General features: G+C 72.6%; 21 protein-coding genes. 16 read left to right on the forward strand and 5 right to left on the reverse strand.

Going from position 1 to position 24,715, the window contains the following annotated elements; translation table 11 throughout:
- The first annotated feature begins 310 nt into the window (after positions 1-310).
- From V6U86_RS11120 to V6U86_RS11150, 7 genes are all read left to right on the forward strand, one after another.
- On the forward strand, positions 311-1,135 hold the full coding sequence (locus V6U86_RS11120) for a DUF4097 family beta strand repeat-containing protein (RefSeq protein ID WP_334501661.1): 825 nt from the start codon (positions 311-313) through the stop codon (positions 1,133-1,135).
- Positions 1,132-1,746 (forward strand): PadR family transcriptional regulator, encoded by a 615-nt coding sequence (locus V6U86_RS11125; RefSeq protein ID WP_334501663.1) that lies wholly within the window; start codon positions 1,132-1,134, stop codon positions 1,744-1,746. The genes V6U86_RS11120 and V6U86_RS11125 overlap by 4 nt, the downstream gene beginning before the upstream one ends.
- Before the next feature lie 86 nt (positions 1,747-1,832).
- Positions 1,833-2,534 carry a response regulator transcription factor gene (locus tag V6U86_RS11130; protein ID WP_184178241.1) on the forward strand — a complete coding sequence of 234 codons (702 nt, stop codon included), beginning with the start codon at positions 1,833-1,835 and terminating at the stop codon, positions 2,532-2,534.
- Complete coding sequence (locus V6U86_RS11135) at positions 2,531-4,093, forward strand: sensor histidine kinase (RefSeq protein ID WP_334501669.1); 1,563 nt, start codon at positions 2,531-2,533, stop codon at positions 4,091-4,093. The genes V6U86_RS11130 and V6U86_RS11135 overlap by 4 nt, the downstream gene beginning before the upstream one ends.
- A 62-nt stretch (positions 4,094-4,155) precedes the next feature.
- Complete coding sequence (locus tag V6U86_RS11140) at positions 4,156-5,814, forward strand: S1C family serine protease (protein ID WP_334501672.1); 1,659 nt, start codon at positions 4,156-4,158, stop codon at positions 5,812-5,814.
- A 188-nt stretch (positions 5,815-6,002) separates the two neighbouring features.
- Complete coding sequence (locus V6U86_RS11145) at positions 6,003-6,674, forward strand: BON domain-containing protein (RefSeq protein ID WP_334501674.1); 672 nt, start codon at positions 6,003-6,005, stop codon at positions 6,672-6,674.
- Positions 6,675-6,840: 166 nt separating this feature from the next.
- The gene (locus tag V6U86_RS11150) at positions 6,841-7,896 is read left to right on the forward strand and encodes a glycosyltransferase family 4 protein (RefSeq protein ID WP_334502244.1); all 1,056 of its coding nucleotides are present in this window, start codon (positions 6,841-6,843) and stop codon (positions 7,894-7,896) included.
- Between the two features lie 18 nt (positions 7,897-7,914).
- Here V6U86_RS11150 and V6U86_RS11155 read toward each other — a convergent pair whose 3' ends face one another.
- Positions 7,915-9,405 (reverse strand): serine/threonine-protein kinase, encoded by a 1,491-nt coding sequence (locus V6U86_RS11155; protein ID WP_334501676.1) that lies wholly within the window; start codon positions 9,403-9,405, stop codon positions 7,915-7,917.
- A 166-nt stretch (positions 9,406-9,571) separates the two neighbouring features.
- Here V6U86_RS11155 and V6U86_RS11160 point away from each other — a divergent pair, with 166 nt between their 5' ends.
- The 6 genes from V6U86_RS11160 (at position 9,572) to V6U86_RS11185 (ending at position 17,809) form a co-directional block, all read left to right on the forward strand.
- A complete protein-coding gene (locus tag V6U86_RS11160; RefSeq protein WP_334501679.1) occupies positions 9,572-10,405 on the forward strand; it encodes a patatin-like phospholipase family protein in 834 nt (277 codons plus the stop codon).
- A complete protein-coding gene (locus V6U86_RS11165) occupies positions 10,405-11,421 on the forward strand; it encodes a 1-acyl-sn-glycerol-3-phosphate acyltransferase (RefSeq protein WP_334501682.1) in 1,017 nt (338 codons plus the stop codon). The genes V6U86_RS11160 and V6U86_RS11165 overlap by 1 nt, the downstream gene beginning before the upstream one ends.
- Positions 11,422-11,430: 9 nt before the next feature.
- A complete protein-coding gene (gene cutA, locus V6U86_RS11170; RefSeq protein ID WP_334501684.1) occupies positions 11,431-11,751 on the forward strand; it encodes a divalent-cation tolerance protein CutA in 321 nt (106 codons plus the stop codon).
- 48 nt (positions 11,752-11,799) lie between these two features.
- Positions 11,800-15,240, forward strand: a complete 3,441-nt coding sequence (locus tag V6U86_RS11175) for an SCO7613 C-terminal domain-containing membrane protein (RefSeq protein ID WP_334501687.1) — start codon at positions 11,800-11,802, stop codon at positions 15,238-15,240.
- A 138-nt stretch (positions 15,241-15,378) separates the two neighbouring features.
- Positions 15,379-16,431, forward strand: coding sequence for a fatty acid desaturase family protein (locus tag V6U86_RS11180; RefSeq protein ID WP_334501689.1), 1,053 nt, complete (start codon positions 15,379-15,381; stop codon positions 16,429-16,431).
- Between the two features lie 223 nt (positions 16,432-16,654).
- Entirely contained in the window at positions 16,655-17,809 is a 1,155-nt protein-coding gene (locus tag V6U86_RS11185) for an FHA domain-containing protein (RefSeq protein WP_334501691.1), read from the forward strand.
- 173 nt (positions 17,810-17,982) lie between these two features.
- Here V6U86_RS11185 and rocD read toward each other — a convergent pair whose 3' ends face one another.
- From rocD to V6U86_RS11205, 4 genes are all read right to left on the reverse strand, one after another.
- Positions 17,983-19,197, reverse strand: coding sequence for an ornithine--oxo-acid transaminase (gene rocD / locus V6U86_RS11190; RefSeq protein WP_334502247.1), 1,215 nt, complete (start codon positions 19,195-19,197; stop codon positions 17,983-17,985).
- Positions 19,197-20,012: a dimethylargininase gene (gene ddaH, locus V6U86_RS11195; RefSeq protein ID WP_334502249.1), complete on the reverse strand. Its 816-nt coding sequence runs from the start codon at positions 20,010-20,012 to the stop codon at positions 19,197-19,199. The genes rocD and ddaH overlap by 1 nt, the downstream gene beginning before the upstream one ends.
- A 631-nt stretch (positions 20,013-20,643) precedes the next feature.
- Positions 20,644-21,570 (reverse strand): thrombospondin, encoded by a 927-nt coding sequence (locus V6U86_RS11200; protein WP_334501693.1) that lies wholly within the window; start codon positions 21,568-21,570, stop codon positions 20,644-20,646.
- 209 nt (positions 21,571-21,779) lie between these two features.
- Positions 21,780-22,214, reverse strand: coding sequence for a hypothetical protein (locus V6U86_RS11205; protein WP_334501695.1), 435 nt, complete (start codon positions 22,212-22,214; stop codon positions 21,780-21,782).
- 356 nt (positions 22,215-22,570) lie between these two features.
- On the opposite strand from V6U86_RS11205, the gene V6U86_RS11210 reads away from it, so the two are divergent.
- The 3 genes from V6U86_RS11210 (at position 22,571) to V6U86_RS11220 (ending at position 24,705) form a co-directional block, all read left to right on the forward strand.
- Positions 22,571-23,458 carry a helix-turn-helix domain-containing protein gene (locus tag V6U86_RS11210; protein WP_334501697.1) on the forward strand — a complete coding sequence of 296 codons (888 nt, stop codon included), beginning with the start codon at positions 22,571-22,573 and terminating at the stop codon, positions 23,456-23,458.
- Positions 23,451-23,651, forward strand: a complete 201-nt coding sequence (locus V6U86_RS11215; protein WP_334501699.1) for a DUF397 domain-containing protein — start codon at positions 23,451-23,453, stop codon at positions 23,649-23,651. Before V6U86_RS11210 ends, V6U86_RS11215 begins: the two co-directional genes overlap by 8 nt.
- Before the next feature lie 244 nt (positions 23,652-23,895).
- Positions 23,896-24,705: an Fpg/Nei family DNA glycosylase gene (locus V6U86_RS11220; RefSeq protein ID WP_334501702.1), complete on the forward strand. Its 810-nt coding sequence runs from the start codon at positions 23,896-23,898 to the stop codon at positions 24,703-24,705.
- The last annotated feature ends 10 nt before the right edge of the window (positions 24,706-24,715 follow it).

Raw genomic sequence — 24,715 nt, forward strand, 5'->3', positions numbered from 1 at the left:
CCCCGGCGCCCCGTGCCCGGCGCCCGGCGCCCCGTGCCCGGCGCCCCGTGCCCGGCGCCCCGTGCCCGGCGCCCCCGCGCCTTGCGCCCGGCGCCCCCGCGTCACCCCCAAGATCGCGCTCGATCCAGGAAGTAGTGGTCTCGGCGGTGCGGGATGCCACTGGATCCAGGATTGAGCACGATCTTGAGGTGCGGAGACGCGGAGGTGCGGAGACGCGAGACTCGCGACAGTCTTGTGGTATCGCGATGTATCGCGTTACAGTCTTCTCCTGTTCGGCGTGCCTCCCGCGCGTCGTCGAGAGGGGGACGCCATGGCCGGATGGACGATCGAGAGCCCGCAGCGGCTCACCCTGGACGCTCCGGTCGTCCGGCTGGACGTTCGACTGATCAGTGGACGGCTCAACGTGGTCGCCACCGATGGGCCGACCCGGATCGACGTGACCCAGGTCGGCCGTCGGCCGGTCCTGGTCGACCACTCCGACGGCCGGCTCAGCATCCGCCAGGAGCGCGGTCGGGGCTGGTCGGACGTTCTGCGGTGGTTCCGGATGATCCACCGCTATCCCCGGGTGGACGTCTCCATCGCCGTGCCCGCCGACGTCCTCGCCGACCTGGGCCTGGTCGCGGGGTCACTGGTCGCCTCCGGCCTGCGCCGGCAGACCGTCGCCAACGTCGTCGCCGGCCAGATCACCCTGATGGGGCTGCGTGGCACCACCTCCGCGAAGCTCACCTCCGGCCCGGTGGAGGCGCTCGGCGTCCGCGGCGACCTGACCCTGGAGACGGTCTCCGGGGAGGTGATCCTCGCCGACAGCGCCGCCGACCGGGTGCGGGCACAGACCGTCTCCGGCGCCATCACCTGTGATCTGGACAATCCTCGACGCAGCGAAATCCGACTGACCACCATCTCGGGCAGCATCACCGTCCGCGTCCGCGAGGACAGCGACCTCGCCGTCCGGCTCAACACCGCGTCCGGCCGCATCACCAGCGGTTTCCCGCAGCTGCGCACCTCGACGTTCCCGCTGCCCAGCAGCGAGGGGGTTCTCGGCGCCGGCGAAGGTAAGCTCTGGGCTTCCGCGACCTCGGGGAGCATCTCCCTGCTCGCCCGAGCGGTCGACGACGACGGAGAGGAGCTGCCGTGACCGCCGTGTTCAGCCACGGGCGGCTCCGGCTCTACCTGCTCAAGCTCCTCGACGACGGCCCGAAGCACGGCTACGAGCTGATCCGCCTGCTGGAGGACCGGTTCCTCGGGCTGTACGCGCCCAGCGCCGGCACCATCTACCCCCGCCTGCAACGGCTGGAGGTCGAGGGTCTGGTCAGCCACACCGCGGCCGGTGGCCGCAAGACGTACGAGATCACCGACGCCGGGCGTACCGAACTGCGCCAGCGGGCCGGCGAGTTGACCGCGCTGGAGGCGGACATCGCCGCCTCCGTGGCGGATCTTTCCAGCCTGGCCGGTGACATCCGCAGCGAGGTACGCGGATCGGTACGCGACCTCAAACGGGAGCTGAGTGAGGCCACCCGGCAGACCCGGCGGGCCCCCCGTTGGGAGGCGCCCGCACCGCCGCCCCGGCCGACGTCGGCCACCGGCCCGCAGGCCGAGCTGCTCGACGAGCTGGACCAGCGGCTGGCCGCCTTCACCGTTGAGGTGGGCCGGCTGATGCGTGCCCGACAGTTCAGCGACACCCAACTGCGCACCGCGATCCGGCTGCTCGACGGCGCCCTCGACGGGCTGCGTCGCCTGCTGCGCTGACCGAGGCCGCCGAACGGCCGACGACTCACAGCCTTTTTCCAGGAACCGTCCAGCGCTGGCGCAGTGACGTCACCGATGATGGGCGCATGCCCGCTACCCAGACCGAGGCGCGACTGCTTGTCGTCGAGGACGACCCCAACATCCTCGAACTGCTCTCCGCGAGCCTGCGGTTCGCGGGCTTCGACGTGGCTACCGCGACAAGCGGGAGCGCGGCGCTCAACGCCGCCAAGGACCACCGGCCTGACCTGGTGGTGCTCGACGTGATGCTCCCTGACCTGGACGGCTTCGAGGTCATCCGGATGCTCCGCGAGGGCGGCACGCGTACCCCGGTGGTGTTCCTGACCGCCCGGGACGCCACCGACGACAAGATCCGTGGGCTGACCCTGGGCGGCGACGACTACGTCACGAAGCCGTTCAGCCTGGAGGAGCTGACCGCCCGGATCCGCGCCGTGCTGCGCCGCACCACGACCGGCGAGCAGACCCCGTCCCGGCTCACCTTCGCCGATCTGGAGTTGGACGAGGAGACCCACGAGGTGCACCGGGCCGGCCAGCGCGTGCAGCTCTCGCCGACCGAGTTCAAGCTGCTGCGGTACCTGATGCTCAACGCCAACCGGGTGCTGTCCAAGGCGCAGATCCTCGACCACGTCTGGAACTACGACTTCCGGGGCGACGACAACATCGTCGAGTCCTACATCTCGTACCTGCGGCGCAAGGTCGACACCACCCAACCCCGGCTGATCCACACCCTCCGCGGCGTCGGATACGTGCTGCGCAAGCCGGCGGCGTGAACGCGGTCCAGCAGGCGAAGGGGCGGGTGCGGGCCGTACCACTGCGGATCAAGCTGGTCGCCTCGGTGCTCGCGCTGGTCTCCGGCGCCCTGGTGGTGATCAGCGTTTCGACCGCGTACTTCCTGCACAACTATCTGGTCGAGCAGATCGACCTTGAGCTGCGCGACTCGGCGGGCCGCATCCAGTCCATGATGCCCTCGTCGAACGTCGTCTCGCTGCCCAGCGACTACGTGGTTGTGCTGACCAGCACGACCACCGGCCAGGTGAAGGACTTCGCGTACGACCAGTCCCGCTTCACGACGGCGGATCTACCGCCCTGGCCGAGCGACGCGGCCGGATTCGAGGCGCAGGAGAAGGCCCAGGACGGCAAGCCACGCACCGTCCGAGCGCGGGACAGCTCGCTGCGCTGGCGAATGCTCTACACCGAGCTGCCGAACGGCCAGATGGCGGCGATCGGCGAGCACCTGACCGACGTCGACCTCGCCGTGAAACGGCTGGCCTGGATCGACCTGCTGGTCGGGGGGGCGGTGCTGATCATGTTGGCCTCGGTCGGTGCGGCGATCGTCCGGACCAGCCTCAAACCGCTTGTGGAGATCGAACGCACCGCCGCCGCGATCGCCGGCGGTGATCTGACCAGACGGGTGCCCGACCCGGAGGAGGGCCAGGCCGAGCCCACCTCGGAACTGGGCCGGCTCTCCCGTGCGCTGAACGCGATGCTCACCCAGATCGAGGCGGCGTTCACCGCCCGAGCAGCCTCGGAGACCTCGGCCCGGTGGGCGGAGAGCGCCGCCCGGGATGCCGCCGCCGCCGCTCAGGCGTCCGAGGCGCGGGCCATCCGCTCCGAGGAACGGATGCGGCAGTTCGTCGCCGACGCCTCCCACGAGCTGCGGACGCCGCTGACCACCATCCGCGGCTTCGCCGAGCTGTACCGGCAGGGTGCCGCCCGCGCGCCGGAGCAGACCGCCGGTCTGCTGCGCCGGATCGAGGACGAGGCTGCCCGGATGGGGCTGCTGGTGGAGGACCTGCTGCTGCTCGCCCGGTTGGACCGGGAACGACCGCTCGCGCTGACCCCGGTGGAGCTGCCGGTGCTCGCCTCCGACGCGGTGCAGGCCGCCCGGGCGATGGCACCGGATCGGCGGATCGAGCTGGAGATCGCGCCCGAATCGGGCCCGCTCGTCGTCTCCGCGGACGACGCGCGGCTGCGTCAGGTGATCGGCAACCTGGTCACCAACGCGCTCACCCACACCCCACCGGAGGCCGAGATCCGGGTACGGCTGCGCGCCGAACCGGGTGGCTTCGCGGTCGTGGAGGTGGCCGACACCGGCCCGGGCCTCTCGGCCGAGCAGGCGGAACGCGTCTTCGAGCGCTTCTACCGGGCCGACGCGGCGCGTACCCGGCGGGCCGACGGCAACACCGGCACCGGTCTCGGCCTGGCCATCGTGGCGGCGCTTGTCGCCGCCCACCACGGCTCGGTCGAGGTGGCCGAGACACCCGGCGGTGGGGCCACCTTCCGGGTCCGGCTGCCGTTGCTGGCGCAGGTCGACGGAGCGGGCGAGTGACTTTCAGCCAACTTCCAGGACGGTTCCAGCTTGATTGCAGTGCTGGGGGAGAAGGTAGTGCCATGACCGAGTTCGAGTCCGACCCGCAGCGCCGGCCGGCCCCCACCGACGCCGAGCCGTCGCACCCCACCGCCGAGCTGCCGCGCGACGAGCGCGTGCAGTCCGACTCCCCGACCACCCCCGTATCGGTCGTCTCGACCACCGATGAGCCGACTGTCGTCTCGACCGCCGGTGACGCCGAGACCACCGCCGTCACCCCGGCCGCCGCGCCGTCCGGGTACGCCGGTTCCTCCGCGCCCGCCGACCAACCGGCTGCCGCTCAGCTGACCGGGTACGAGCCGCCCCCCGGCTACCAGCCCTCGGCCGCCACTCCGTCCGCGCCGCCGTACCCGGTCTCCGGCCACCCGGCGCCCGGCCAGCCCGGCTACCCACAGCCGACCGCCGGCCACTACCCCGGTGCCCCCTGGTACCAGGGCCAGCAGTCCGGCTGGGCCGGCGGGGGCCAGCCGGGCATGGGGTACGCCCAGCACCAGCAGCACCCAGGCCAGCACCAGCAGCACCCGGGCCAGCACGCCCAGCACCCCGGGCAGCAGCCCCAGCACCCGGGCCAGCCGGTGCCGCCGTGGGGCCCGCCGGTCGCGCCGCCCGGCAGCGGCCCCCGGCCGGGCCGGATCGCCAAGTTCGCCGGTGCCGGCGTCGCGGTGTTCGCCCTGATGCTCGGATCCGGCGTGGCCGGTGGCGCGCTCGCGCTTGCCCTCGACGGTGACGGCGGCGGCATCACCCGCACCTACTCCGCGGCTCCGGTGATCAACGGCGCGGACCTGCCGAAGATCGCCGCGTCGGTGCAGGACAGCGTCGTCTCGATCACCACCGACAGCGGTGAGGGTTCCGGGGTGGTGCTCAGCGCCGACGGGTACGTGCTGACCAACAACCACGTGGTCGCCTCCGCCGCCGGTGACGCCGTACGGGTGGTCTTCGCCGACGGCAAGACCGCCGACGCGAAGATCATCGGCACCGACCCGAAGACCGACCTCGCCGTGGTGAAGGCCAACGGGGTGAGCGACCTCAAGCCGGCCACATTCGGCGACAGCGACGCCATGCAGGTCGGCGACCAGGTGCTCGCCCTGGGCAGCCCGCTCGGCCTCCAGGGTTCGGTGACCTCGGGCATCCTCAGCGCCCGCGACCGCACCATCCGGGCCGGTGAGGGCCAGCCGCAGGACCCGCGCCAGCAGCAGAGCCAGACCGTCAGCTCGATCTCCGGCCTGCTCCAGACCGACGCGCCGATCAACCCCGGCAACTCCGGCGGCGCGCTGGTCAACACCCGGGGCGAGGTGATCGGCGTCAACACCGCCATCGCGACCTCCGGGCAGAGCACCGGCAACATCGGCGTCGGGTTCGCCATCCCCAGCAACAAGGCCAAGGACGTCGCGGGCAAGCTCCAGCGTGGCGAGAAGGTCAGCCACCCGTCGCTCGGGGTCGGCGTCAACCAGGCCGAGGGCGGCGGCGCGCTCGTCGCGTCGGTCACCCCGGGCAGCCCGGCGGAGAAGGCCGGCCTCCAGCGCGGCGACGTCGTCACCCGGTTCGGCGACAAGCCGGTCAACGACTCGGACGACCTGGTCGGCGCGGTGCAGGCCGGCAAGGTCGGCGACCGGGTCGAGGTGCAGTTCAAGCGCAACGGTGTCGAGAAGTCGGTGACCGTGACGCTCGCCGAGACGTCCTAACCACTTATCTGAACCTGCTTCCTCCCTCCGGCGGCGGGTGGCGGGGCCGAGGGGGTCGGCTCCGTCACCCGCCGCTTTTTTCCGCCCTGGACGGCGGTTCACCCGGATCGGGTGAACCGCCGTCACCCGTCTGCCCGGCAGGTTCGGTGGACGAGTCTCGGCGACCGGAGAACCGGGGGTGGGGTGCCATGACCGAGATGGTGGATGTCCGCGACGACCAGCGGATCCAACGCGACGTCCTGGCGGAGCTGGCCTGGGACGCCCAGCTGCAACCGAACGAGATCGGGGTGACCGTCGACCAGGGCGTGGTCACCCTGACCGGATTCGTGGACGGTGCCGCGCGCGGGTGGGCCGCGACCCGGTGCGCACAGCGGGTTCGCGGCGTACGGGCGGTGGCCGACGAGATCGAGGTGCGGCTGCCCGGCACTCCGGGGCGTACCGACGCCGAGGTCGCCATCGCCGCCACCCGAGCCCTGGAGTGGGACAGCTTCGTGCCCGCCGAGCAGCTGGACGTGACAGTGGCCAACGGCTGGTTGATGCTGCGCGGCGAGGTCGAGTTCGGGTGGCAGCGGCGGGCTGCCGAGGGCGAAGTGCGTCGGCTCGACGGCGTACGGGGTATCACCAACCTGATCGAGGTCCGACCTTCTGCGCCACCGGCCGGCGAGCAACTGCGTCAAGACGTCCAGCGGGCGTTGCTGCGCACGCTCGGCGGTGAACGGGTGACCGTCGAGGTGGATGGCGACACGCTGGTCCTCGCCGGGGTGGTCCGTTCCTGGTGGGAACGCGACCAGGTCGAGCGGGTGGCGTGGTCCGCGCCCGGGGTGCGGGTGGTCGACGACCAACTCCTGGTGGGCGGGTGATCGTCCGCCGTGTCCGGTTTACCGGGGATGCCACTGGGAAAGCGCCGCCGACCGGCCCGACCGGCTCGACCGGCGGCGTCACCGCACCGGGGATCAACGGGGAGGATTCGTGGCCGTGAACCACCCGCCTGCGGGCCGCACCGAGGAGCGGTCGCTGCGCATCGCGATGGTGGTTCCGCCGTGGTTGTCCGTGCCGCCGCCCGGCTACGGGGGCCTTGAGCAGGTCGTCGCCGCCCTGGTGGACGCGCTCTGCCGGCAGGGGCACGCCGTGACCCTCTTCGGCGCCGGCGGTGACCACGGCACGGCTGCCCACGGCTTCGTCTCCACCGTCGCCGAGGTCCAGTACGAGCGGCTCGGCGAGTCACTGCCCGAGCTGGCTCACCTGGCCCGGGTGAATCGGCTGATCAGCGCCGCCGACTTCGACGTGATCCACGACCACACCACGATCGGTCCGCTGGTCGCCGGCCGTCGGGCCGTGCCGACGGTCGCGACCGTGCACGGGAACCCCGTGGGGGAGTACGGCGACGTGCTGAGCGACATCGACTCGGGCGTCGCCCTGGTGGCGATCTCGCACGCCCAGCGCCGGCTGAACCCGAACCTGCCCTGGGCCGGAACGGTGCACAACGCGCTGGACATCCGCGGCTTTCCGCGCAAACAGATGCCCGGCGCCGGGCCGGTGCTGTGGCTGGCCCGGTTCAGCCCGGACAAGGGCCCGGACACCGCCATCCAAGCGTGCCGGGCCGCCGGGTTGCCCCTGCTGCTGGCCGGCAAGTGCAACGAGCCGGCCGAGCGCCGCTACTACGAGCAGGTCGTCGCGCCGATGGTCGACGACGATGTGACAGTCGTGCTCAACGCGGACCGCGCGACAACGCTGCGAATGCTGGTCGACGCCCGCTGCCTGATCATGCCGATCCAGTGGGACGAGCCGTTCGGCATGGTGATGCTGGAGGCGATGGCGACCGGCACACCGGTGGTCGCGCTCAACCGGGGTGCGGTGCCCGAGTTGGTCCGGCCGGGGCTGACCGGGCTCGTCGTCGAGCGGTCGGAGGAGCTACCCGCGGCGTTGCTCGCGGCGGAGCGGATCGACCCGGAGGACTGCGTGGCGCACGTCGCCCAGAGCTTTTCGGTCGAGCGGATGGCGAGCGGCTACGCGGAGGTCTATCGGCGCTTCGCCCTGGGCCGGCACGAGGTACGAGAATCGGCCCGGGTGCCGGTGCGCTGACCCACACGTGTCGCCGGGTCAGGCCCCGGTCGCGCCCAGCTCGGCGATGGCGGTGTCGAGCCGAGACGCGTACGCCGGACTGATGCCCCCCTCACCGAGGCGGACGGTGACCTTCGTCCGCAGCCGGGCCACCGGTGGCGCCAGCTTCTCGCGGCCGGAGCTGACCGCCGCGGTCAGATTGCGCAGCTCGTTGCGCAGGTCGAGGGCCACGTCCTCGCGGATCTCCCCGGCGCTCTCCCCGGCGCGGATCAACCCGTCGACCCGGTTGGCTGCCTCGGTCAGGGTGCCCGGGTTCGAAGTGGGCGCACCGGTCGTCGGTCTCGTCGACGGTGACCCGGCCGACGGGGACGGCGGGGTCGGCGCGGACGACTCGGGGGTCGGCGGGTCGGTCGACGGGGTCGTCACCGGAGCGGCGGAGGGCTGCGCCCGGCGGGTCGGCTGCTGTTCGGGCAGCAGGGCCACCCCGGCCAGCGTCACCCCGACGGCCAGCACCAGCAACAGCACCAGCCGACGCCGGGACCAGCCCGACCCGGTCGCCGCCTCGATCCGAGCGGGGGAGGCCCCGCCGTCCAGACTCGTTGGGGCGGGCGTCGGGACGCCGGCCGTTGCCGCGGCGGGCGACTGCGCTGGCAGCGGCTCGGTGGGCACCCGAATGGTCGCGGTCGGGGGCTCGGTCGGCAGCGAGTGATCGCGCAGCGCGGTGGCGACCTGCCGGGCGGTCGGCCGATCGGCCGGGTTCCGGGCGAGGCTGCGCAGGCAGATCTGGGCCACGGATGGGGGCAGGTCCGGTAGGTCGGCCAGCGTCGGCGGCGGGCCACTGGCCAGCGCGGAGCTGAGCTGCTCCCAGGTGTCCGCCGGGTACGGGACCCGGCCGGTGAGCGCCTCGTGCAGCAGTACGCCGAGCGAGTAGACGTCGGTGGACGGCTGGGCCGGTGCGCCGTCGAGGCGTTCCGGGGCGACGTACGCCGGGGTGCCGAAGGTCTCGCCGTCCTCGTCCTCGTCGGGTGCTCCGATCCGGGTGGCGATGCCGAAGTCGAGCACCTTGACGCCCGTCCCCGTCATCATCACGTTGGCCGGGGTGATGTCCCGGTGCACGATGCCGAGGCGGTGCGCGGCGGCCAGCGCGTCCGCGACCTGCGCGCCCACCTGGACCGCCTCGGCCCACGGCAACGGCCCCTCGGTGAGCCGTAGCTTCAACTCCTCGCCGCTGAGCAGCTCCATCACCACGAACGAGGTGATCGAGCCGTCCGGGTCGACCGTCTCGCCGTAGTCGTGCACGGAGGTCAGATGGGGGTGCACGAGTTGGGCGGCGGCCCGTGCCTCCTCGCGCACCATGCCCCGAAATCGCGCGTCGGCGGCGAGTGACGGTGCGAGCACCTTGAGCGCGACGGCACGGTCCAGCACCTCGTCCCGGGCACGCCAGATGACCGACATGCCACCGGCGCCGATCTGGTCCAGAAGTCGGTATCTGCGAGCCAGCAATCGGCCCGGATGCAGTGCTGCCTTCACCGATCGCACCTGCCTCAGGGGTGGGAGCGGTATCAGGTTGCGCGAATGTGTCCGGCCTGTCAACGCCGTCGCCGCCGGCCGTCGGCGGACGGTGCCTGCCGTGCGGTGACCGTCGGCTGACCACGCCCCACCGGGCCGGCGGCGGGCCCGTGCCAGGATGAGAGGCATGGCGGGGGGACCGGTGGCGTTCGTGCTCGGCGGCGGGGGAGTGCTCGGCGCGGTCGAGGTCGGCATGTTGCGGGCGCTGTTCCGCGCCGGCATCCAACCCGACATGGTGCTCGGCACCTCGATCGGCGCGGTGAACGGTGCGCTGGTCGCCGCCGACCCGTCGGAGGCGGTGACCGACCGGCTGGTCCGGCTCTGGGCCTCACCGGAGGCGAGCGAGGTGTACGGCGACTCGGTCGCCCGGCAGCTGCGCCGCTTCGCCGCCCGCACCCACCTGCACTCACCCCGGCCGCTGCGCCGCCTGCTCGAAACCGAGCTGGGGGTGGACACCACCTTCGCCGACCTGCGGGTGCCGTTCCGCTGCTGCGCCGCCCACATCGAGCGGGCCGCCGAGCACTGGTTCGACAGCGGTCCGGTGGTGCCGGCGGTCATGGCGTCGGCGTCGGTGCCGGGTCTGCTTCCGCCGATGCAGATCGACGGCGCGCACTACGTGGACGGCGGGATCGTCAACTCCATCCCGATCGGCGAAGCGGTGGCCGTCGGCGCCCGGCGGATCTACGTCCTCCAGGTGGGTCGGATCGAACGGGAGCTGACGCCGCCCCGCAGGCCGTGGGAGATCGCGCAGGTCGCGTTCGAGATCTCCCGCCGGCACCGCTTCTTCCGGGAGTTGGCGGCGCTGCCCGAGGGGGTTGAGGTGCACGTCCTGCCGACCGGCGGGTTGGACCCCCGCGACGACACACCGTGGGCGTACCGGGACATGGCGGCGGTGGGACGGCGGATCAGCCGCGCGTACACCGCCTCCCGGCGCTACCTCGCCGCCCACCGGGAGCGGTGATGCCGCTGCCTCCCCGGTGGCTGCGTCGGCTGCTGCTCGCCCCCGCCGTCGTCCTGCTCGCCTTCCTCGTGGTCACCACGTTGCCGGTCTGGGCGCTGCTCGCCGCTGCCGCGTCCCCGCTGGTCCCGGGCCGGTTGCGCCCGCTGCGGCTGCTCTGGATCGTGTGTTTCTACCTGGTCTGGGACGCTGCGGCGCTGCTCGCGCTCTTCGTGCTCTGGGTCGTCTCCGGCTTCGGTTGGCGGACCCGGTCGCCGGCCTTCCAGCGGGCGCACTACGTGCTGGCCGGTTGGTTCCTGCGGGTGCTGTTCTGGCAGGCACGTTGGACACTGCGGTTGCGTATCGACGTGGTGGGCACCGATCCGGACACTGCGCTGCCCGGCCGTCCCGAGCTGGTGCTCTGCCGGCACGCCGGGCCCGGCGACTCGTTCATCCTGATCCACGGGTTGGTCAACTGGTTCAAGCGGGAGCCCCGCATCGTCCTGAAGGACAGCCTCCAGTGGGACCCGGCGATCGACGTGCTGCTCAACAGGCTGCCCAACCGGTTCATCGCGCCGACGCCGGAGCGCGGCGAGGAGACGGTCCGCCAGGTCGGGCACCTGGCCAGCGGCCTGGACGACAACGACGCGTTCGTGATCTTCCCCGAGGGTGGCAACTTCACCCCCAAGCGGCGGTTGCGCGCCATCGCCCGGCTGCGCTCACTCGGCCTGGAGCGGATGGCCCTGCGCGCCGAGCGGATGCGCCACGTGCTCGCCCCGCAGCCCGGCGGAATGCTCGCCGCGCTGGACGCCGCACCGGACGCCGGGGTCATCTTCGTCGCCCACACCGGGCTGGACCGGATGCTCACCGCCGCCGACGTGTGGCGGGAACTGCCGATGGACAAGCGGATCGTGATGCGGTTCTGGTCGGTGCCGCCGGAGGACGTGCCGACCGGGCGGCAGCAGCGCATCGACTGGCTCTTCGACTGGTGGGCGCAGATTGACACCTGGATCGCTAGTAATCGGGAGAATGCCGCGTAGGGTGCGGGCGTGGACGAGATCTGCGTGGTGACAACGGTGGTGGACGCGCGTTCAGTCGCCGATGTGTTGGCGGCCGCCGCCGTCGCCGGCAGGCTCGCCGCCTGCGCCCAGGTGGGTGGTCAGGTGGACAGCACCTACTGGTGGCGGTCCGGAATGGAGACGAGCACCGAATGGTCGGTGCAGTTCAAGACCGCACCGGATCGGCTCGCCGCGTTGCTGGACCAGATCCGGGTCAGCCACCCGTACGAGGTGCCCGAGATCCTGGTGTCCAGGATGGAGAGCGGCAACCCCGACTACACCACCTGGGTGTACGAGCACACGCGATCCTGAGTACGCGCACTCTGGGTACAACCCCGGTCGGATGTCGATGATGGCCGGGTGAACGACACCCGTTATCCCTGCCCCGCCTGTGGTGCGCCGGCCGATCTGACCGCCGGTTGCCCCGGCTGTCGGCGGGCGCCCGACCCGATCGCCGCTGAGGTGGTTCGGCTGAGCCGGCAGGTCGCCGAGCTTGAGCCGGAGGTGGAGCGGGCCCGCCGCGCGTACACCGAGCTGGCCGGACGCCTGACGGCCGTGTCGCGCCGGCGGGCCGAGCTGGCGGCGGTCGTCCGTGCCGGGTTGGCCGCCTCGGTGGTGGCGCGCCCGATGTCTCCCGTCGCGCCGACGTCTCCGGTCGCGCCGATGCCGTCCGTTGGTCGGGGGCCCGGGGGCCCGGCGGATTCGCGACCGGGTGCGGCGGAGACCTCGACGCGGACCGTGCAGGGTCTGCTCTTCGTCCTCGGTGGACTCCTGCTGGGCACCGCGGCGGTGGTGTTCACCGCTGTCGCCTGGGCGGCGGTGGGGGTTGGCGGGCGGGCGTTGATCCTGGCCGCGTTCACCGCGCTCGCGCTGGGCGTACCGCTGCTGGCGGTCCGCCGTGGGCTGCGCGGTACGGCGGAGACGTTCGCCGCGGTGGGGTTGCTGCTGGTGGTGCTGGACGGTTACGCGGCCTGGTCGGTGGACCTGGCCGGGGTGGCCGACTGGCCGGGCAGCCGGTACGCCGCGCTGGTCGGGGGGGCCAGCGCGGCGGTCGCCGTGGCGTACGGCCGGTGGAGCGGGTTGACGGGGCCCTGGTTCGCCGCCCTGTTGGCCGCCCAGCCGGCGTTGCCGTTGCTCGCGGCCGAGGCCGGGCTGGGGGCGGCCGGGTGGGCGATGGTCCTGCTCGGGGTGGCGTTGCTGAACCTGGCGGTGCTGGCCGCGCTGCGGGGCCGGGAAGGGGCGGCGCAACTCGTCGGCCGGGTGCTGGCCGGCATCGCCCATGTCACCGCGCTGCTGGGTGCCGCGGCATGCGCGGCGGTGCCGTTGGTCAGCGGCCGGGCGGGGGGCTCGCCGCTGTTGGCCGGGTTGCCGCTGTTGCTGGTTGCGCTGACCGGGTTCGGCGCGGCCTGGCTCGTCGGGGGGCGGGCGCTGCGGGCGGTGGCGGCGGGGCTGCTGGTGCCGGTGTTCGCCGCCGCCCTGCTGCGTCCGGTGGTCGAGCTGCGGCCGTCCCTGCTGCTGCTCGCGGCGGGGGCGGTGGCGCTCGGGTTGGCAGCTGCCGTGCGGCTACTGCCGGCGGCGGTGGACGGTGGCGGCGGTTGGCGGACCGGTCCGCGGGTCGGTGCGCTCTTCGTCGCGGCGGGCACGGCACAGGTCACCGTGCTGATCACCATCGGGCTGGCGGTCGCCGCCATTGGCCGGTCGCTGCCACCGTGGGGCGGGGCTGGGTTGGGGCCGGACCTGCACTGGGGCTGGCAGTTGGCGCCTGGCGTGGCGCTGGCGGTCGGCGCGACGGTGCTCCTGCTGCCCCGGGGCGCGTGGGCGGCACTCGCCACGGCCGGCGCGGTGGCGGTGCTGCTCGCGGTGCCCGCCGGCTGGACGGTCTCCTGGCCCCAGGTAGTGGCCATCGACCTGGTCGGCGGGGCCGCGCTGCTGCTCGCCGTGCTGGCCCGGCCGACCACCCCGTCGGCCCCGCTGCTCACCCGGGCGCTCGGCGGTGCCGTCCTGGTCGGGCACGGGTTGCTGGTCGCCCTGGCCGCCCCGGCGGGCGCCCTGGTGGCGCTTGCCGTGCTCGTCGTGCTGGGGCTGGCGCTGGCCGTACGACGGGGGGCCGGGGCGTACCGGGCGGTGGCCGGTGTGGGTCTGCTGGTCGGGCAGTTGGCGCTGCCCGGGATCGCGGCGGTGGCGCTGTTCGCCGCAGGTGCGCCGCCGTGGTGGCAGGCCCGGTGCGCGTTGGCCGTCGCCGCGCTGTCGCTGGTCGGGGCGCTCGCGGCGCGTCGCCACCGGGTGGAGCTGATCGGGTACGCGCTGACCGGTGCCGTCGTCGCGGTGACCGTGCCCGGCCTCGTGCCACTGGTCGGGGCGGGCGACGAGCCGCTCGCGCTGTACGCCGCGCTGGCGGCGTTGGGCGTCGCGTTCGTCGCCCTCGGGGACCGGTCTTCGGCCGACGAACCCGTGCCGGCCACGTCGGCGCTGGTGCTGGCGGCGGGCGGGACGCTGGCGGTGGTGGCCGTCCTGGCGGCCCTGCCGACGGTGCTGACCGCGCTCGTGTCGCCCTCCGGCGGTCGGGACCGGGTGTGGTCGGGGGTGCCCACGGTGGTCGCTGACCCGACTGTGCTCCCGGTCGGGTTCGCGCTGGTCGTGTTGGCGGTGGCCGCAGGGTGGGCCGGTCGGCGGGTGGGCCGGTCGGTGCCGTTCGCGCTGCCGTTCGTCGCGGCGGCGCTGCCGGTGCTCCTCGTCGCGATCGGCGCGCCGTGGCCGGTGCTGCCGGCCGCCGTCCTGTTGGCCGGCCTGGCCGCGCTGCTGTTCACCGCGCTGGCCGCGCCCCGTCCGGCGCTCGCGCCGGTCGCCGTACCGGTGGGTGTGGTGCTGGTGGCCTCCGGTGTGTCCGGTCTGCTGGCCACCCGGGCCGGGACGCTCGCGGCCGAGGGGGCGCTGCTGGTGGCGGCTGTCGCGGTCGCCGCCGGGGCGCGCAGGTTCGAGGTACGGGTCGCCGGTTGCCTCGCCGCCGTGGGCGCGGCGTCCGCGTTGGCGGTGACCGCCCCGCTCGCCGGTGGGTTGTCGTTGCGGGCCGCCGCGTACCCACTGCTGGCGGTGGCCGCGATGGCGTTGGCCGCCGCCGCGCTCACCCCGGCGCGGGCCCGGCTGGGACGCGTCCTGGACGCCGCCGCGCAGGCTGTCGCGCTGGTGGCGGCGGTGCTCGCCGTCGAGGTGGCGCGGCACCTCGCCACAGTCTGCGTGCTCTGGGGCGTCGCCGTGGCGCTGCGACTGCTGCGCCGGGGTGACCCGGCCCGTCGGCGGTGGGCGTTCGTCGGGATCGCCGCCGGCAGCGAGTTGCTCGGTGCCTGGGTGCTGCTGGCCGCCGGTGGGGTGACCGTGCTGGAGGCGTACACCTTGCCGGCCGCGGCGCTGGCCGTCGGCGCGGGTCTGTTGGCGCTGCGCACCCGGCCGGGGCTGACCAGTTGGCCGGCCCTCGGCCCGGGGCTGGTCGCGGCGTTGCTGCCCAGCCTCGTGTCGGTGCTGGCCGGGTCGGACCCGCAGCCGTGGCGGCGACTGCTCCTCGGCGCGACGGCGATCGGCGTGGTGCTGGCCGGCGCGACCCGCCGGTGGCAGGCGCCGGTGCTGCTCGGCGGCGGCGTGCTGACGCTGTTGGCGCTGCACGAGCTGGCGCGGGGGTGGGATCTGCTGCCCCGGTGGATCTACCTGGGGGTCGGTGGGCTGGCCCTGGTCGGGCTCGCCGCCACCTACGAGCGGCGTCGACGTGACCTGGCTCGACTGCGCGCCGCGGTGGGCCGACTGGGCTGAGTCGCGAACCAGTAGGGGTAGGGCCTGCCCTACCCCCCATTCGGGGGCTGTCGGGGTTACTCAGTGCTACCGCGATCGGGAGACTTGACATTAAGCCCGAACCACCCCGGTACGGGCGCAAGCGGAACGGGAGCAGCGATGGCGCTCGGAGCGGTGGCGGAACCGCCGGTACGACGGCGAGGTAGTGACTACGCACAGTTGTCCCGACGGATCAGCCAGGCAGGCCTGCTGGAACGGCGCCCCGGCTGGTATGTCACCCGCATCGCGCTCACCCTCGGCGCGTTCGTGGCCGGCTGGGTGGCCGTGTTCCTGCTCGGCGACTCCTGGTGGCAGCTTCCACTCGCGGCCCTGATGGCGGTGGCCACCACCCAGGTCGCGTTCCTCGGTCACGACGCCGGGCACCGCCAGATGTTCCGTCGGCGTGGCCCCAGCGAGTTGGTGGGGCTGTTCGCCGGCAACGCGGCGGTCGGGCTCAGCTACGGCTGGTGGGTCGACAAGCACAACCGGCACCACGCCAACCCGAACCACGAGGACGAGGACCCGGACGTCGGCGCGGGGGCCCTGGTGTGGACGCGCGAGCAGGCGTTGGAGACCCGTGGGATCGGCCGCTGGATGGCCAAGCGGCAGGCGTACCTCTTCTTCCCGATGCTCCTGCTGGAGGGCCTGAACCTGCACGTGGCGAGTATCCGGGCGATCATCGGTCGGGAGCCGAACGGCGGTTACGCCGTCCCGATGCGGCACCGGGCGGTCGAGGCGGCGCTGCTCGTCGTGCACACCGCCGCTTACGTGGCGCTGCTGTTGGCGGTCATGTCCCCGGTCAAGGCGCTGCTCTTCGCCGTCGTGCACCAGGCGCTGTGGGGCCTCTACATGGGCTGCGCGTTCGCGCCGAACCACAAGGGCATGCCGATGCCGACCGCCGAGGACGAGTTGGACTTCCTGCGCAAGCAGGTGCTGACCTCGCGCAACGTGCGGGGCAGCCGCCTTGTCGACACCACGCTCGGCGGTCTCAACTACCAGATCGAGCACCACCTCTTCCCGAACATGCCGCGCGCCAACCTGCGCCGGGCCCAGCCGATCGTCCGGGCCTACTGCGTCGAGCAGGGCATCCCGTACGCCGAGACCGGGCTGGTCGAGTCGTACCGGCAGGCACTCGGTCACCTGCACGAGGTGGGGCGGCCGCTGCGCGGCTGAACACACCAGGGGGAGGGCGGGGGCGGTGCCGGACGGCACCGCCCCCGCCTGCGCGTACCGGGTCGATCGACACCCCGCTACCGCTGGTCGATGACGTCCGTCGTCCCCGGTAGGGTCGGCGCATGGCAGACCTGCTCACCGCGGAAGCGGTGCGAGACGAGCTGGGCGGGCTGACGGGCTGGTTCCCGACCCGGCGGATCGACGACATCGTCGGGAGCGCAGCATGAGATTCGAGATCAGCAAGGTGCTGGACGCCATCGAGGGTCGGGTCTGCACCGACCCGGGGCTGGCCCGAGCCGTGGTCGACCTGGCCGAGGTGATCCGCTACCAGGACATCGACGGTGGTCGGCCGGCCAGCCTGCTGCGCCTCGGTATGGTCATCGACGCGCTCTCCCGCGAGCTGGAGGAAGACAGCGTCCAAGTCTACGCAGTGGTGCACCGGGCGTTGCTCTCCGACGCCGACCTCACCTCCAACGAGCGGATGGTGGTCCGCCGCTGGGCCGACGACGGGCTCGTCGAGGTGCTCGACAACCCGGGTGACCGGATGTTGGAGGTGGCCGACCTGCTCGGTCTGCCGGTGCTCAGCCGGGTCCGCTTCGACGGGTTGCGCGGTCGGTTCCCGTGGCTGGTCGAGCAGCCCGGTCGGGTGCTCGCTCCGGTGCCCGGCGCCGGCGGGCCGGTGTTCATCGCGCACGTCGGTGGTGGGCACTCGCCGGTGGCCGGCAAGCGTTCGCCGACGGGCGTCAAGCTGCTGGCCCGCCAGTGGCGTTGCCCGGAGTCGGGCTGCGCGTTGTTCGGCGGCGGTGGTGGGGGCGGCGCGTTCGCCGACCTGGCCGGGGGTGCCGACCGCAGCCCCGCCGCGCAGCCGCCGCCCGCGCTGCGCAACGGTGTGCCGACCTGTCCCCGGCACGGCGTACGGCTCAGTGACGCCGGCCCGCGTCCGCGTACGGAGGTGCTCGCGGTGCGCATCGGCGGCCTGGTCCGGCGGCGGTTCGTGCTCAGCGAGGAGCAGCCGTTGGTGGCCGGCCGTGCCCCCGAGCAGGATGGCGGGATCATGCTCGGGCAGTGGCTCAACGATGAGGCTCGACGCTGGATCAGCCGTGGTCACGTCCGCTTCGAGCTGCGGGTCGGCGAGGTCATCGTGACCGACGTCAGCACCAACGGCTCCGGCATCCGCCCGGCCGGTTCGATGACCGAGTCGGACCGGATCCCGCTGGCCCCGCAGCAGTCCCGGGTGCTGGGTGAGAACGACATGGTGGAGCTGTACCCGGGGGTGCAGATCGGTCGGGCCGAGGAGTTGCCGGCCGGTGCCCCGTTCACCCCCACCTCGGTGATGGCCGAGGCCCCGACGATGGCCATGCGCCTGCCCCGCCCCTAACCCAGCGCGCTGCCGGGGCGGTGCGCGCCGACCCGGTTGATCATGAAGTTATTGCCACGACACGCCGCGGCGGCGGGCAATAACTTCATGATCAACGCGGGCGGGCGGGCGGGCGGGTGGGTGGGCACGCGGGTGGGTGGGTGGGTGGGTGGGCTTGGTTGCCGGCCGTCGGGTTAGGGGGTCAGCACCTCGGCGAGCGCGGCCACCGCCAGGTCGATCTCCTCCTCGGTGATGACCAGCGGTGGGGCGAGCCGGATGGTGGAGCCGTGGGTGTCCTTGGCCAGCACGCCGCGCGCGGCGAGCCGCTCGCACGCCTCCCGACCGCTCATCAGAGTCGGGTCGATGTCCAGACCGGCCCAGAGGCCACGGACGCGTACCCCGACGAGACCCTTGCCGACCAGCCCTTCCAGGCCGGCCCGCAGCCGCTCACCCAGCTCCGCCGAGCGGCGCTGGAACTCGCCGGTGGCCAGCAGCCGGACCACCTCGATCGCCACCGCGCAGGCGAGCGGGTTGCCGCCGAAGGTGGAGCCGTGCTGGCCGGGCTTGAGCACGCCGAGCACGTCGGCGTTCGCGGCCACCGCGGAGACCGGCACGATGCCGCCGCCGAGCGCCTTGCCGAGCAGGTACATGTCGGGCACAACGCCCTCGTGGTCACAGGCGAAGGTCGCGCCGGTACGCCCCAGACCCGACTGGATCTCGTCGGCGATGAACAGCACGTTGCGTTCGGTGCAGACCTGGCGTACGCCGGGCAGGTAGCCCTCCGGAGGCACCACCACACCCTGCTCACCCTGGATCGGCTCCAGCAGCACGGCCACGGTGTTCTCGTCGATCGCGGCGGTCAGCGCGGCCAGGTCGCCGTACGGCACGACGGTGAACCCCGGGGTGTACGGCCCGAAGTCGGCGCGGGCGTCCTCGTCGGTGGAGAAGCTCACGATGGTGGTGGTCCGCCCGTGGAAGTTGCCCTCGGCGACCACGATCTTGGCCTGCCCGGCGGGCACGCCCTTGACCTGGTAGCCCCACTTGCGGGCCACCTTGATGCCGGTCTCCACCGCCTCGGCGCCGGTGTTCATCGGCAGCACGAGGTCCTTGCCACACAGCTCGGCCAACTCCCGGCAGAAGTCGGCGAACTGGTCGTGGATGAACGCCCGGCTGGTCAGCGTGAGCCGGTCCAGTTGGGCGTGCGCGGCGGCGATCAGCTGTGGGTGCCGGTGACCGAAGTTCAGCGCCGAGTAGCCGGCCAGGCAGTCCAGGTAGCGACGGCCGTCCACATCGGTGAGCCAGGCGCCCTCCGCGGACGAGATCACCACCGGCAGCGGGTGGTAGTTGTGCGCTGTCCAGCGCTCGGCGTCCCGGACAGCTCCCGGCGTCCGCAGCCTGTCATCCACGATCACTTGCTTGCCTTTCCCTGACGGAGTCGCAGTGTGCAGCACTTCGGTCCGCCGCCGGCCTTACGCAGCTCGGACAGGTCGACACCGATGGTTTCGTAGCCCCGGTCGCGCAGCTTGGCGGCCAGGTCGGTGGCCTGCGCGGGCAGCACCACGTGCCGTCCGTCGCTGACCGCGTTCAGCCCCAGCACTTCGGCGTCGGCCATTGTGGCGTGCACCGCGTCGGGGAAGAGCCGGCGCAGCACGGCCTGGCTGCCCGGGGAGAACGCCTCCGGCAGGTACGCCACGGTCCGCTCGTCGAGCACGGTCAGCGCGGTGTCCAGGTGGTAGAAGCGCGGGTCGACCAGTTGCATGGTGATCACCGGGTAGCCGAAGACCTCCTGCAACTGGGCGTGTGCGGCGTGCGCGGTGCGGAAGCCGGTGCCGGCCAGCAGGTGGTCACCGGCCAGCAGGACGTCGCCCTCTCCCTCGTTGACGTGCTTCGGGTCGTACATCTCGAAGCCGGCGGCCTCGAACCAGGCCCGGAACGCCGGCGCTTCGTCGGCGCGCTGCGGGTCACGGAACTGCACGGCCATCGCCTTGCCGTCGATCACGGTGCCGCCGTTGGCGGCGAAGACCATGTCGGGCAGGCCGGGCACCGGAGTGATCTCCTCGACGGTGTGGCCCAGGTCAAGGTACGTCTGGCGCAGCTGCTCCCACTGCCGGACGGCCAGCGCGGCGTCGACCGGCGCGCTCGGGTCCATCCAGGGGTTGATGGCGTAGTCGACGGCGAAGTACGTCGGCCGGCACATCAACAGGCGCTGGCTGGTGGCGTCCATCGTCATTGTCCTGCTCCCAGGGGTCGGGCGCGCCCGGCCACCGTGGCCCACGGGCTGGCGCCGTTGCTCAACGTTATGCGGCGTCAGCGGCAGGATCCACCACCGAGAGTTGCGCAGGCCGAAGATTCGTTGCGTCTAGGCGCTCCGCAACTTCGAATCGTTGCGCTGCGGCTTGCCCGGGGCCGGGCTTCCTGTTTCCGGCCACCTGCCGCAGGGCCCTCGCAAGGCCTTTGCAGAGCCTTTGCTCTGCTGCCCAATACGCGCCACCCACCCACCCGCCGGTACGTCCATCCGCCCTCGCACGCCCGGACGCCCTCGCACGCCCGGACGCCCTCGCACGCCCGGACGCCCTCGCACGCCCGGACGCCCGGAGGCTGGGCGTGTGGGTGGCGCATGGGCGGCAGCAGAGCAAAGGGGCGGGCAAGGCGGTTGGGCCTGCGCTGTCCGCAGGGTTTCTGGTCGTGCGGCGAGCCATTCCGAGGGGACTGGCGAACCCGAAAACACTTCAGGGGCGGCGAACCGCCGCCCCTGAAAGGGTGTCGCCCGGCCGGTGAACCACCGGATGAGGTCGGGCTGCCGGCGAACCGCCGGCTGTTCGCCGGTGTATCACCGGCGAGCGGGACAGTGCCCGCTAGAAACGATCGACAAACTGTGAGTCAAGCCACTCGCGGAACCGCTGCACCCAGTCGCCGTCGGTGGTCGGCCAGTCGAACTGGCCGGTCATCGCGAGCACCCCGATCACGACCGCGGCCAGCCCGATCAGCACGCCGAAGAGCGCGTCGGTCTTGCCGGCGACGTGCCGACGGCGGGTGGCCATCAGGCCGAGCACCGCGAGCACCGCACCGAACGCGCCGAGCCCGATGCCGTACCCGGCCAGGGTCCCGGTCAGCACGAAGAGCGCACCGGCCACGGACACGATCAGGCCGAGGGTGGCGAGCAGACTGGCCCGCGGCTTCGGGCCACGCGTCACCGGCGGCTCGGGCGTGGTCACACCCGGGGTCGGGTCGAGCCGCCGGTCGGTGGTGACCCGGTCCGTGGCGTCGGACCGCCGGGTGGTGCTGTCGACGTCGGCGTCCCGCTCGGCGGTGCGCGCCGTGGAATCCCGCTCGGCGGTGCGCGCCGTGGCCGGGACGACGGCGGGCCGGGACTCGGTCTCCACCTTGTGGGCGGTGCGAGGCTCGGGAGCGACCGGGCCGGCCGGGCCGTTCTGGGGCTCGGGTGCGACCGGGCGGGTCGTGCCGTTCACGGGCTCGGGTGCGACCGGGCGGGCGGTGCCTCGGGAGTCGGTCTCTGCCGGTCGCGCGGTGGCGGCTCGGGCCACCGCCGCCCGCTCGTTGGCCCGCCGCTCGGCCTCGCCGACCTGGCCATCGTTCGTGGCGGTGCTGCGGTACGTCGTCTGGTTGGCGTCCCGGTCGGTGACCGACGGACGGCCGGCGCTCTCGTCGGACTGGCCCGTCTCGGTGACCGGGGCGTCGCGGCCGTCCACGCGGCCGTCGAGGTTCTCGTCCCGCGTCGGTGCCGGCTCGGACCGGCGGGACAGCGAAGGAATCCTGACCACTACACACCTCCTGATAAATGCGTGGTGGCCGACGGAAGGGTGGCACCCACGCGGTGTCGTCCCTCGAATACCCACCTGGGCGTTTCCTGACACCAATCCTGGGTACGGCCTCCGAGATCGGCCTTGACCGGCCCTGCCTTGACCGGCCTTGGGCTTGACCGGCCCTGGGTTTGATCCACTCGCGTTCTTGAAAACCGGGGTGTCCCGCCCTAGCTGGACACCCCGGTTTCCTTGAACCCATGTCGATCAGCGGCGGACCCGTGTCGATCAGCGGCGGATCGCGTCGACCTGCTCGGTGCGGGTGCGGGTGCGGGTGCGGGTGCGGGCGCGCGGCGCGGGGCACGGGTGCCGGGCGCGACGCGGGGCACCCGAACGCCGGCCTGCTGCACGAACACCTCGCGCTTGTCGACGGCAATGCCCTTGTCGTTCAGTGCGTAACCCGTTAGCCAGACCCAGCCGTGGTAGGTCGGGCGCGGGTCCACACTCACCAGTCGGAGGCGCAGCGCCCGATCACCGGCGAACTGCACCGAGCACGCCGCGCCGATCAGCAGCAGGTCGCCGGGCTTCAGTTCGGTCACGTCGGCCAGTGCCCACGGTTGATCGGGATGCGGTGGCGGGCCCGGCAGGGCAGTTCCGCGCCGCATTGGCACACCGTGCGCCAGCGCGTCCAGCTCCAGACAGGCCGGTGGCGGCGGGCGAGGGTCAGCGCGGTGACCAAGAGGTATTTGTTGTACGACACGCGCACGGTGGCGTCCTTCCCGAAAATAGCGTCACACCGGCCACGGCTAATACGCGTGTGTGCGGCAGCGGGCTATTGTCGACGCCATTCTCGACGCCATTCCTGGGAGTTCCTGACGCGTGACAGCATGTTCCACACTGGCCACCTTGTGCAATGTCCCAACCCGTCCTAGCCTCAGGTCGTATTGACGCACGAGGAATGGTGAATAAAGGCGTACGGGGCGAAACGTTAGGTGTTGCAGGAGGAGAGCGGTGATGTTGCATGACGGATGAAACAAGCGGTTCCACGGTCCCTCGGCGGCAGCTCGGACGGCTGCTCACGCAGCTCCGCGAGGATGCCTCGGTGACGTTGGACGCGGCGGCCGAGGCGCTGGACTGCTCACGGCAGAAGGTGTGGCGCATCGAGAAGGGGTTGGTCCCGGTGCGCGTGGTGGACGCCCGAGCGATGTGCGCTCTCTATCGGGTGACCGATACCATGGGGGAGATCGTCGCCGGCCTCGCGAAAGAGACTCGCGCCCGGGGTTGGTGGCATTCGTACGGTGATGTCGTCCCGTCGTGGTTCTCGCTGTACGTCGGCCTGGAATCGTCGGCCTCCGCGCTGCGCCAATATGACGCCGAGTTGATCCCCGGGCTTCTGCAAACCCGGGAGTACGCCAGCGAGCTGTTCCGCCGGAAGAATCCGACGATGCGCGCAGAGGATCGGGAAAAGCTGGTGGAGGTGCGGCTGCAACGGCAGGGCATCCTCGTGCGCCGGCTGCCCACCGCGCCCACCCTGAGGGTCGTCCTGAGCGAGGCCGTGCTGCGGCGCACGATCCCCGACCGGCGGGCGATGGCCCAGCAGTTGCGACACCTGCTTGACGTGGCCGCGCTGCCCAACGTGAGTTTGCGGGTGTTGCCGCTCGCGGCCGGTCCGCCGCTGGCCAGCGAGAGCGGCACCTTCGTCCTGCTGGCCTTCCCGCAGGCGTTCGGCAGGGCGTCGACCGAGCCGACCACCGTCTACGTCGAGAACATCACCGGAGCGCTCTATCTGGACAAGCCGGCCGAGGTGGCCGCCTACGAACATGTCTGGTCGGACCTGGAAGAGCTCGCGCCGGGTGAGGCAGAATCAGAGAAAATGATCACTTCGATCATCGAGGAGCATCATGACTGACCTTGCCGGTGCCACTTGGCGCAAGAGCACCCGCAGCGGCGGGAGCGGCGGCAACTGCGTCGAGGTGGCCGCCAACCTGCGCGGCGTCGTGGGCGTACGGGACAGCAAGGACCCGACCGGCCCGGCGCTGACCTTCGCCCCGTCCACCTGGGCCGCGTTCGTGAGCGGCGTCAAGGGGCAGCGCCAGGGCTGACCGTCCCGCCAGGGGCGCTAGTCCACCTCGATCGACTCGCGTTCCTGAAAACCGGGGTGTCCCGCTCATCGGAACCCCCCGGTTTTCTGAAACCCGAGTCGATCAAGCCCGGGGCGGGACCGGGACCGGGACTGGACCAGGCCGGGGTCGGGGCCGGACCAGGGGCGGACCGGGGCGGACCGGGGCGGGACCTGGGGCGATCGGTGCGCGGGTCGGCGGGTGGGGCTGGCTATCCTTGGCACCTGTGCCAGAGGGACACACGATCCATCGCCTGGCGGCCCGGCACGCCGAGCTGTTCGCCGGGGACAAGCTGCACGCCGCGAGCCCGCAGGGTCGTTTCGCCGAAGGTGCCGCCCGGCTCTCCGGGACCGTGCTGGAGGGCACCGAGGCGTACGGCAAGCACCTGCTGCACCACTACGCCGGCGAGCTGACCCTGCACGTACACCTCGGGTTGTACGGCAAGTTCACCGACGGGCCGGGGGAGCCGCCGGAGCCGGTCGGTCAGCTGCGGCTGCGGCTGGCCAGCGACCGGCACTGGCTGGACCTGCGCGGGCCCACGGCCTGTGAGCTGCTCACCCCGCCCGAGGTGGCCGCGCTGCGGGACCGTCTCGGGCCGGACCCGCTGCGCGGTGACGCCGACCCGGAGCGGGCGTACGCCCGGATCTCGCGCAGCCCCACGCCCCTCGCCGCCCTGCTGCTGGACCAGTCGGTGGTGGCCGGCACCGGGTTGATCTTCGTGACCGAGGCGCTGTTCCGAGCGGGGCTGCCGCCCACGATGCCGGGCCGGCAGCTGACCAGAACCGGCTGGGACGCGCTCTGGGCCGATCTGGTCGGGCTGATGCGGCTCGCGGTGGAGCAGGGCCGGATCGACACGGTTCGCGACGCGCACCTGCCGGAGGCGATGGGCCGGCCGGCGCGGGTGGATCGGCACGGTGGCGAGGTGTACGTCTACCGCCGCCCGGGAGCGCCCTGCCACGTCTGCGGGACCGAGGTCAGCCGTGGCGAGTTGGCCGGTCGCAACCTCTACTGGTGCCGTACCTGCCAGGTCGGCTGAACCGCCCGCC

This window comes from Micromonospora sp. CPCC 205558, assembly GCF_036902955.1.
Lineage (GTDB): Bacteria > Actinomycetota > Actinomycetes > Mycobacteriales > Micromonosporaceae > Micromonospora.

What these genes read in the sequence shown, in the direction of transcription:
- V6U86_RS11120 (WP_334501661.1), top strand. Translation starts at nt 311, where the DNA reads ATGGCCGGATGGACGATCGAGAGCCCGCAGCGGCTCACCCTGGACGCT.
- V6U86_RS11130 (WP_184178241.1), top strand. Translation starts at nt 1,833, where the DNA reads ATGCCCGCTACCCAGACCGAGGCGCGACTGCTTGTCGTCGAGGACGAC.
- V6U86_RS11140 (WP_334501672.1), top strand. Translation starts at nt 4,156, where the DNA reads ATGACCGAGTTCGAGTCCGACCCGCAGCGCCGGCCGGCCCCCACCGAC.
- V6U86_RS11145 (WP_334501674.1), top strand. Translation starts at nt 6,003, where the DNA reads ATGACCGAGATGGTGGATGTCCGCGACGACCAGCGGATCCAACGCGAC.
- V6U86_RS11150 (WP_334502244.1), top strand. Translation starts at nt 6,841, where the DNA reads ATGGTGGTTCCGCCGTGGTTGTCCGTGCCGCCGCCCGGCTACGGGGGC.
- V6U86_RS11160 (WP_334501679.1), top strand. Translation starts at nt 9,572, where the DNA reads ATGGCGGGGGGACCGGTGGCGTTCGTGCTCGGCGGCGGGGGAGTGCTC.
- V6U86_RS11165 (WP_334501682.1), top strand. Translation starts at nt 10,405, where the DNA reads ATGCCGCTGCCTCCCCGGTGGCTGCGTCGGCTGCTGCTCGCCCCCGCC.
- V6U86_RS11180 (WP_334501689.1), top strand. Translation starts at nt 15,379, where the DNA reads ATGGCGCTCGGAGCGGTGGCGGAACCGCCGGTACGACGGCGAGGTAGT.
- V6U86_RS11185 (WP_334501691.1), top strand. Translation starts at nt 16,655, where the DNA reads ATGAGATTCGAGATCAGCAAGGTGCTGGACGCCATCGAGGGTCGGGTC.
- ddaH (WP_334502249.1), bottom strand. Translation starts at nt 20,012, where the DNA reads ATGGACGCCACCAGCCAGCGCCTGTTGATGTGCCGGCCGACGTACTTC.
- V6U86_RS11205 (WP_334501695.1), bottom strand. Translation starts at nt 22,214, where the DNA reads ATGCGGCGCGGAACTGCCCTGCCGGGCCCGCCACCGCATCCCGATCAA.
- V6U86_RS11210 (WP_334501697.1), top strand. Translation starts at nt 22,571, where the DNA reads ATGACGGATGAAACAAGCGGTTCCACGGTCCCTCGGCGGCAGCTCGGA.
- V6U86_RS11215 (WP_334501699.1), top strand. Translation starts at nt 23,451, where the DNA reads ATGACTGACCTTGCCGGTGCCACTTGGCGCAAGAGCACCCGCAGCGGC.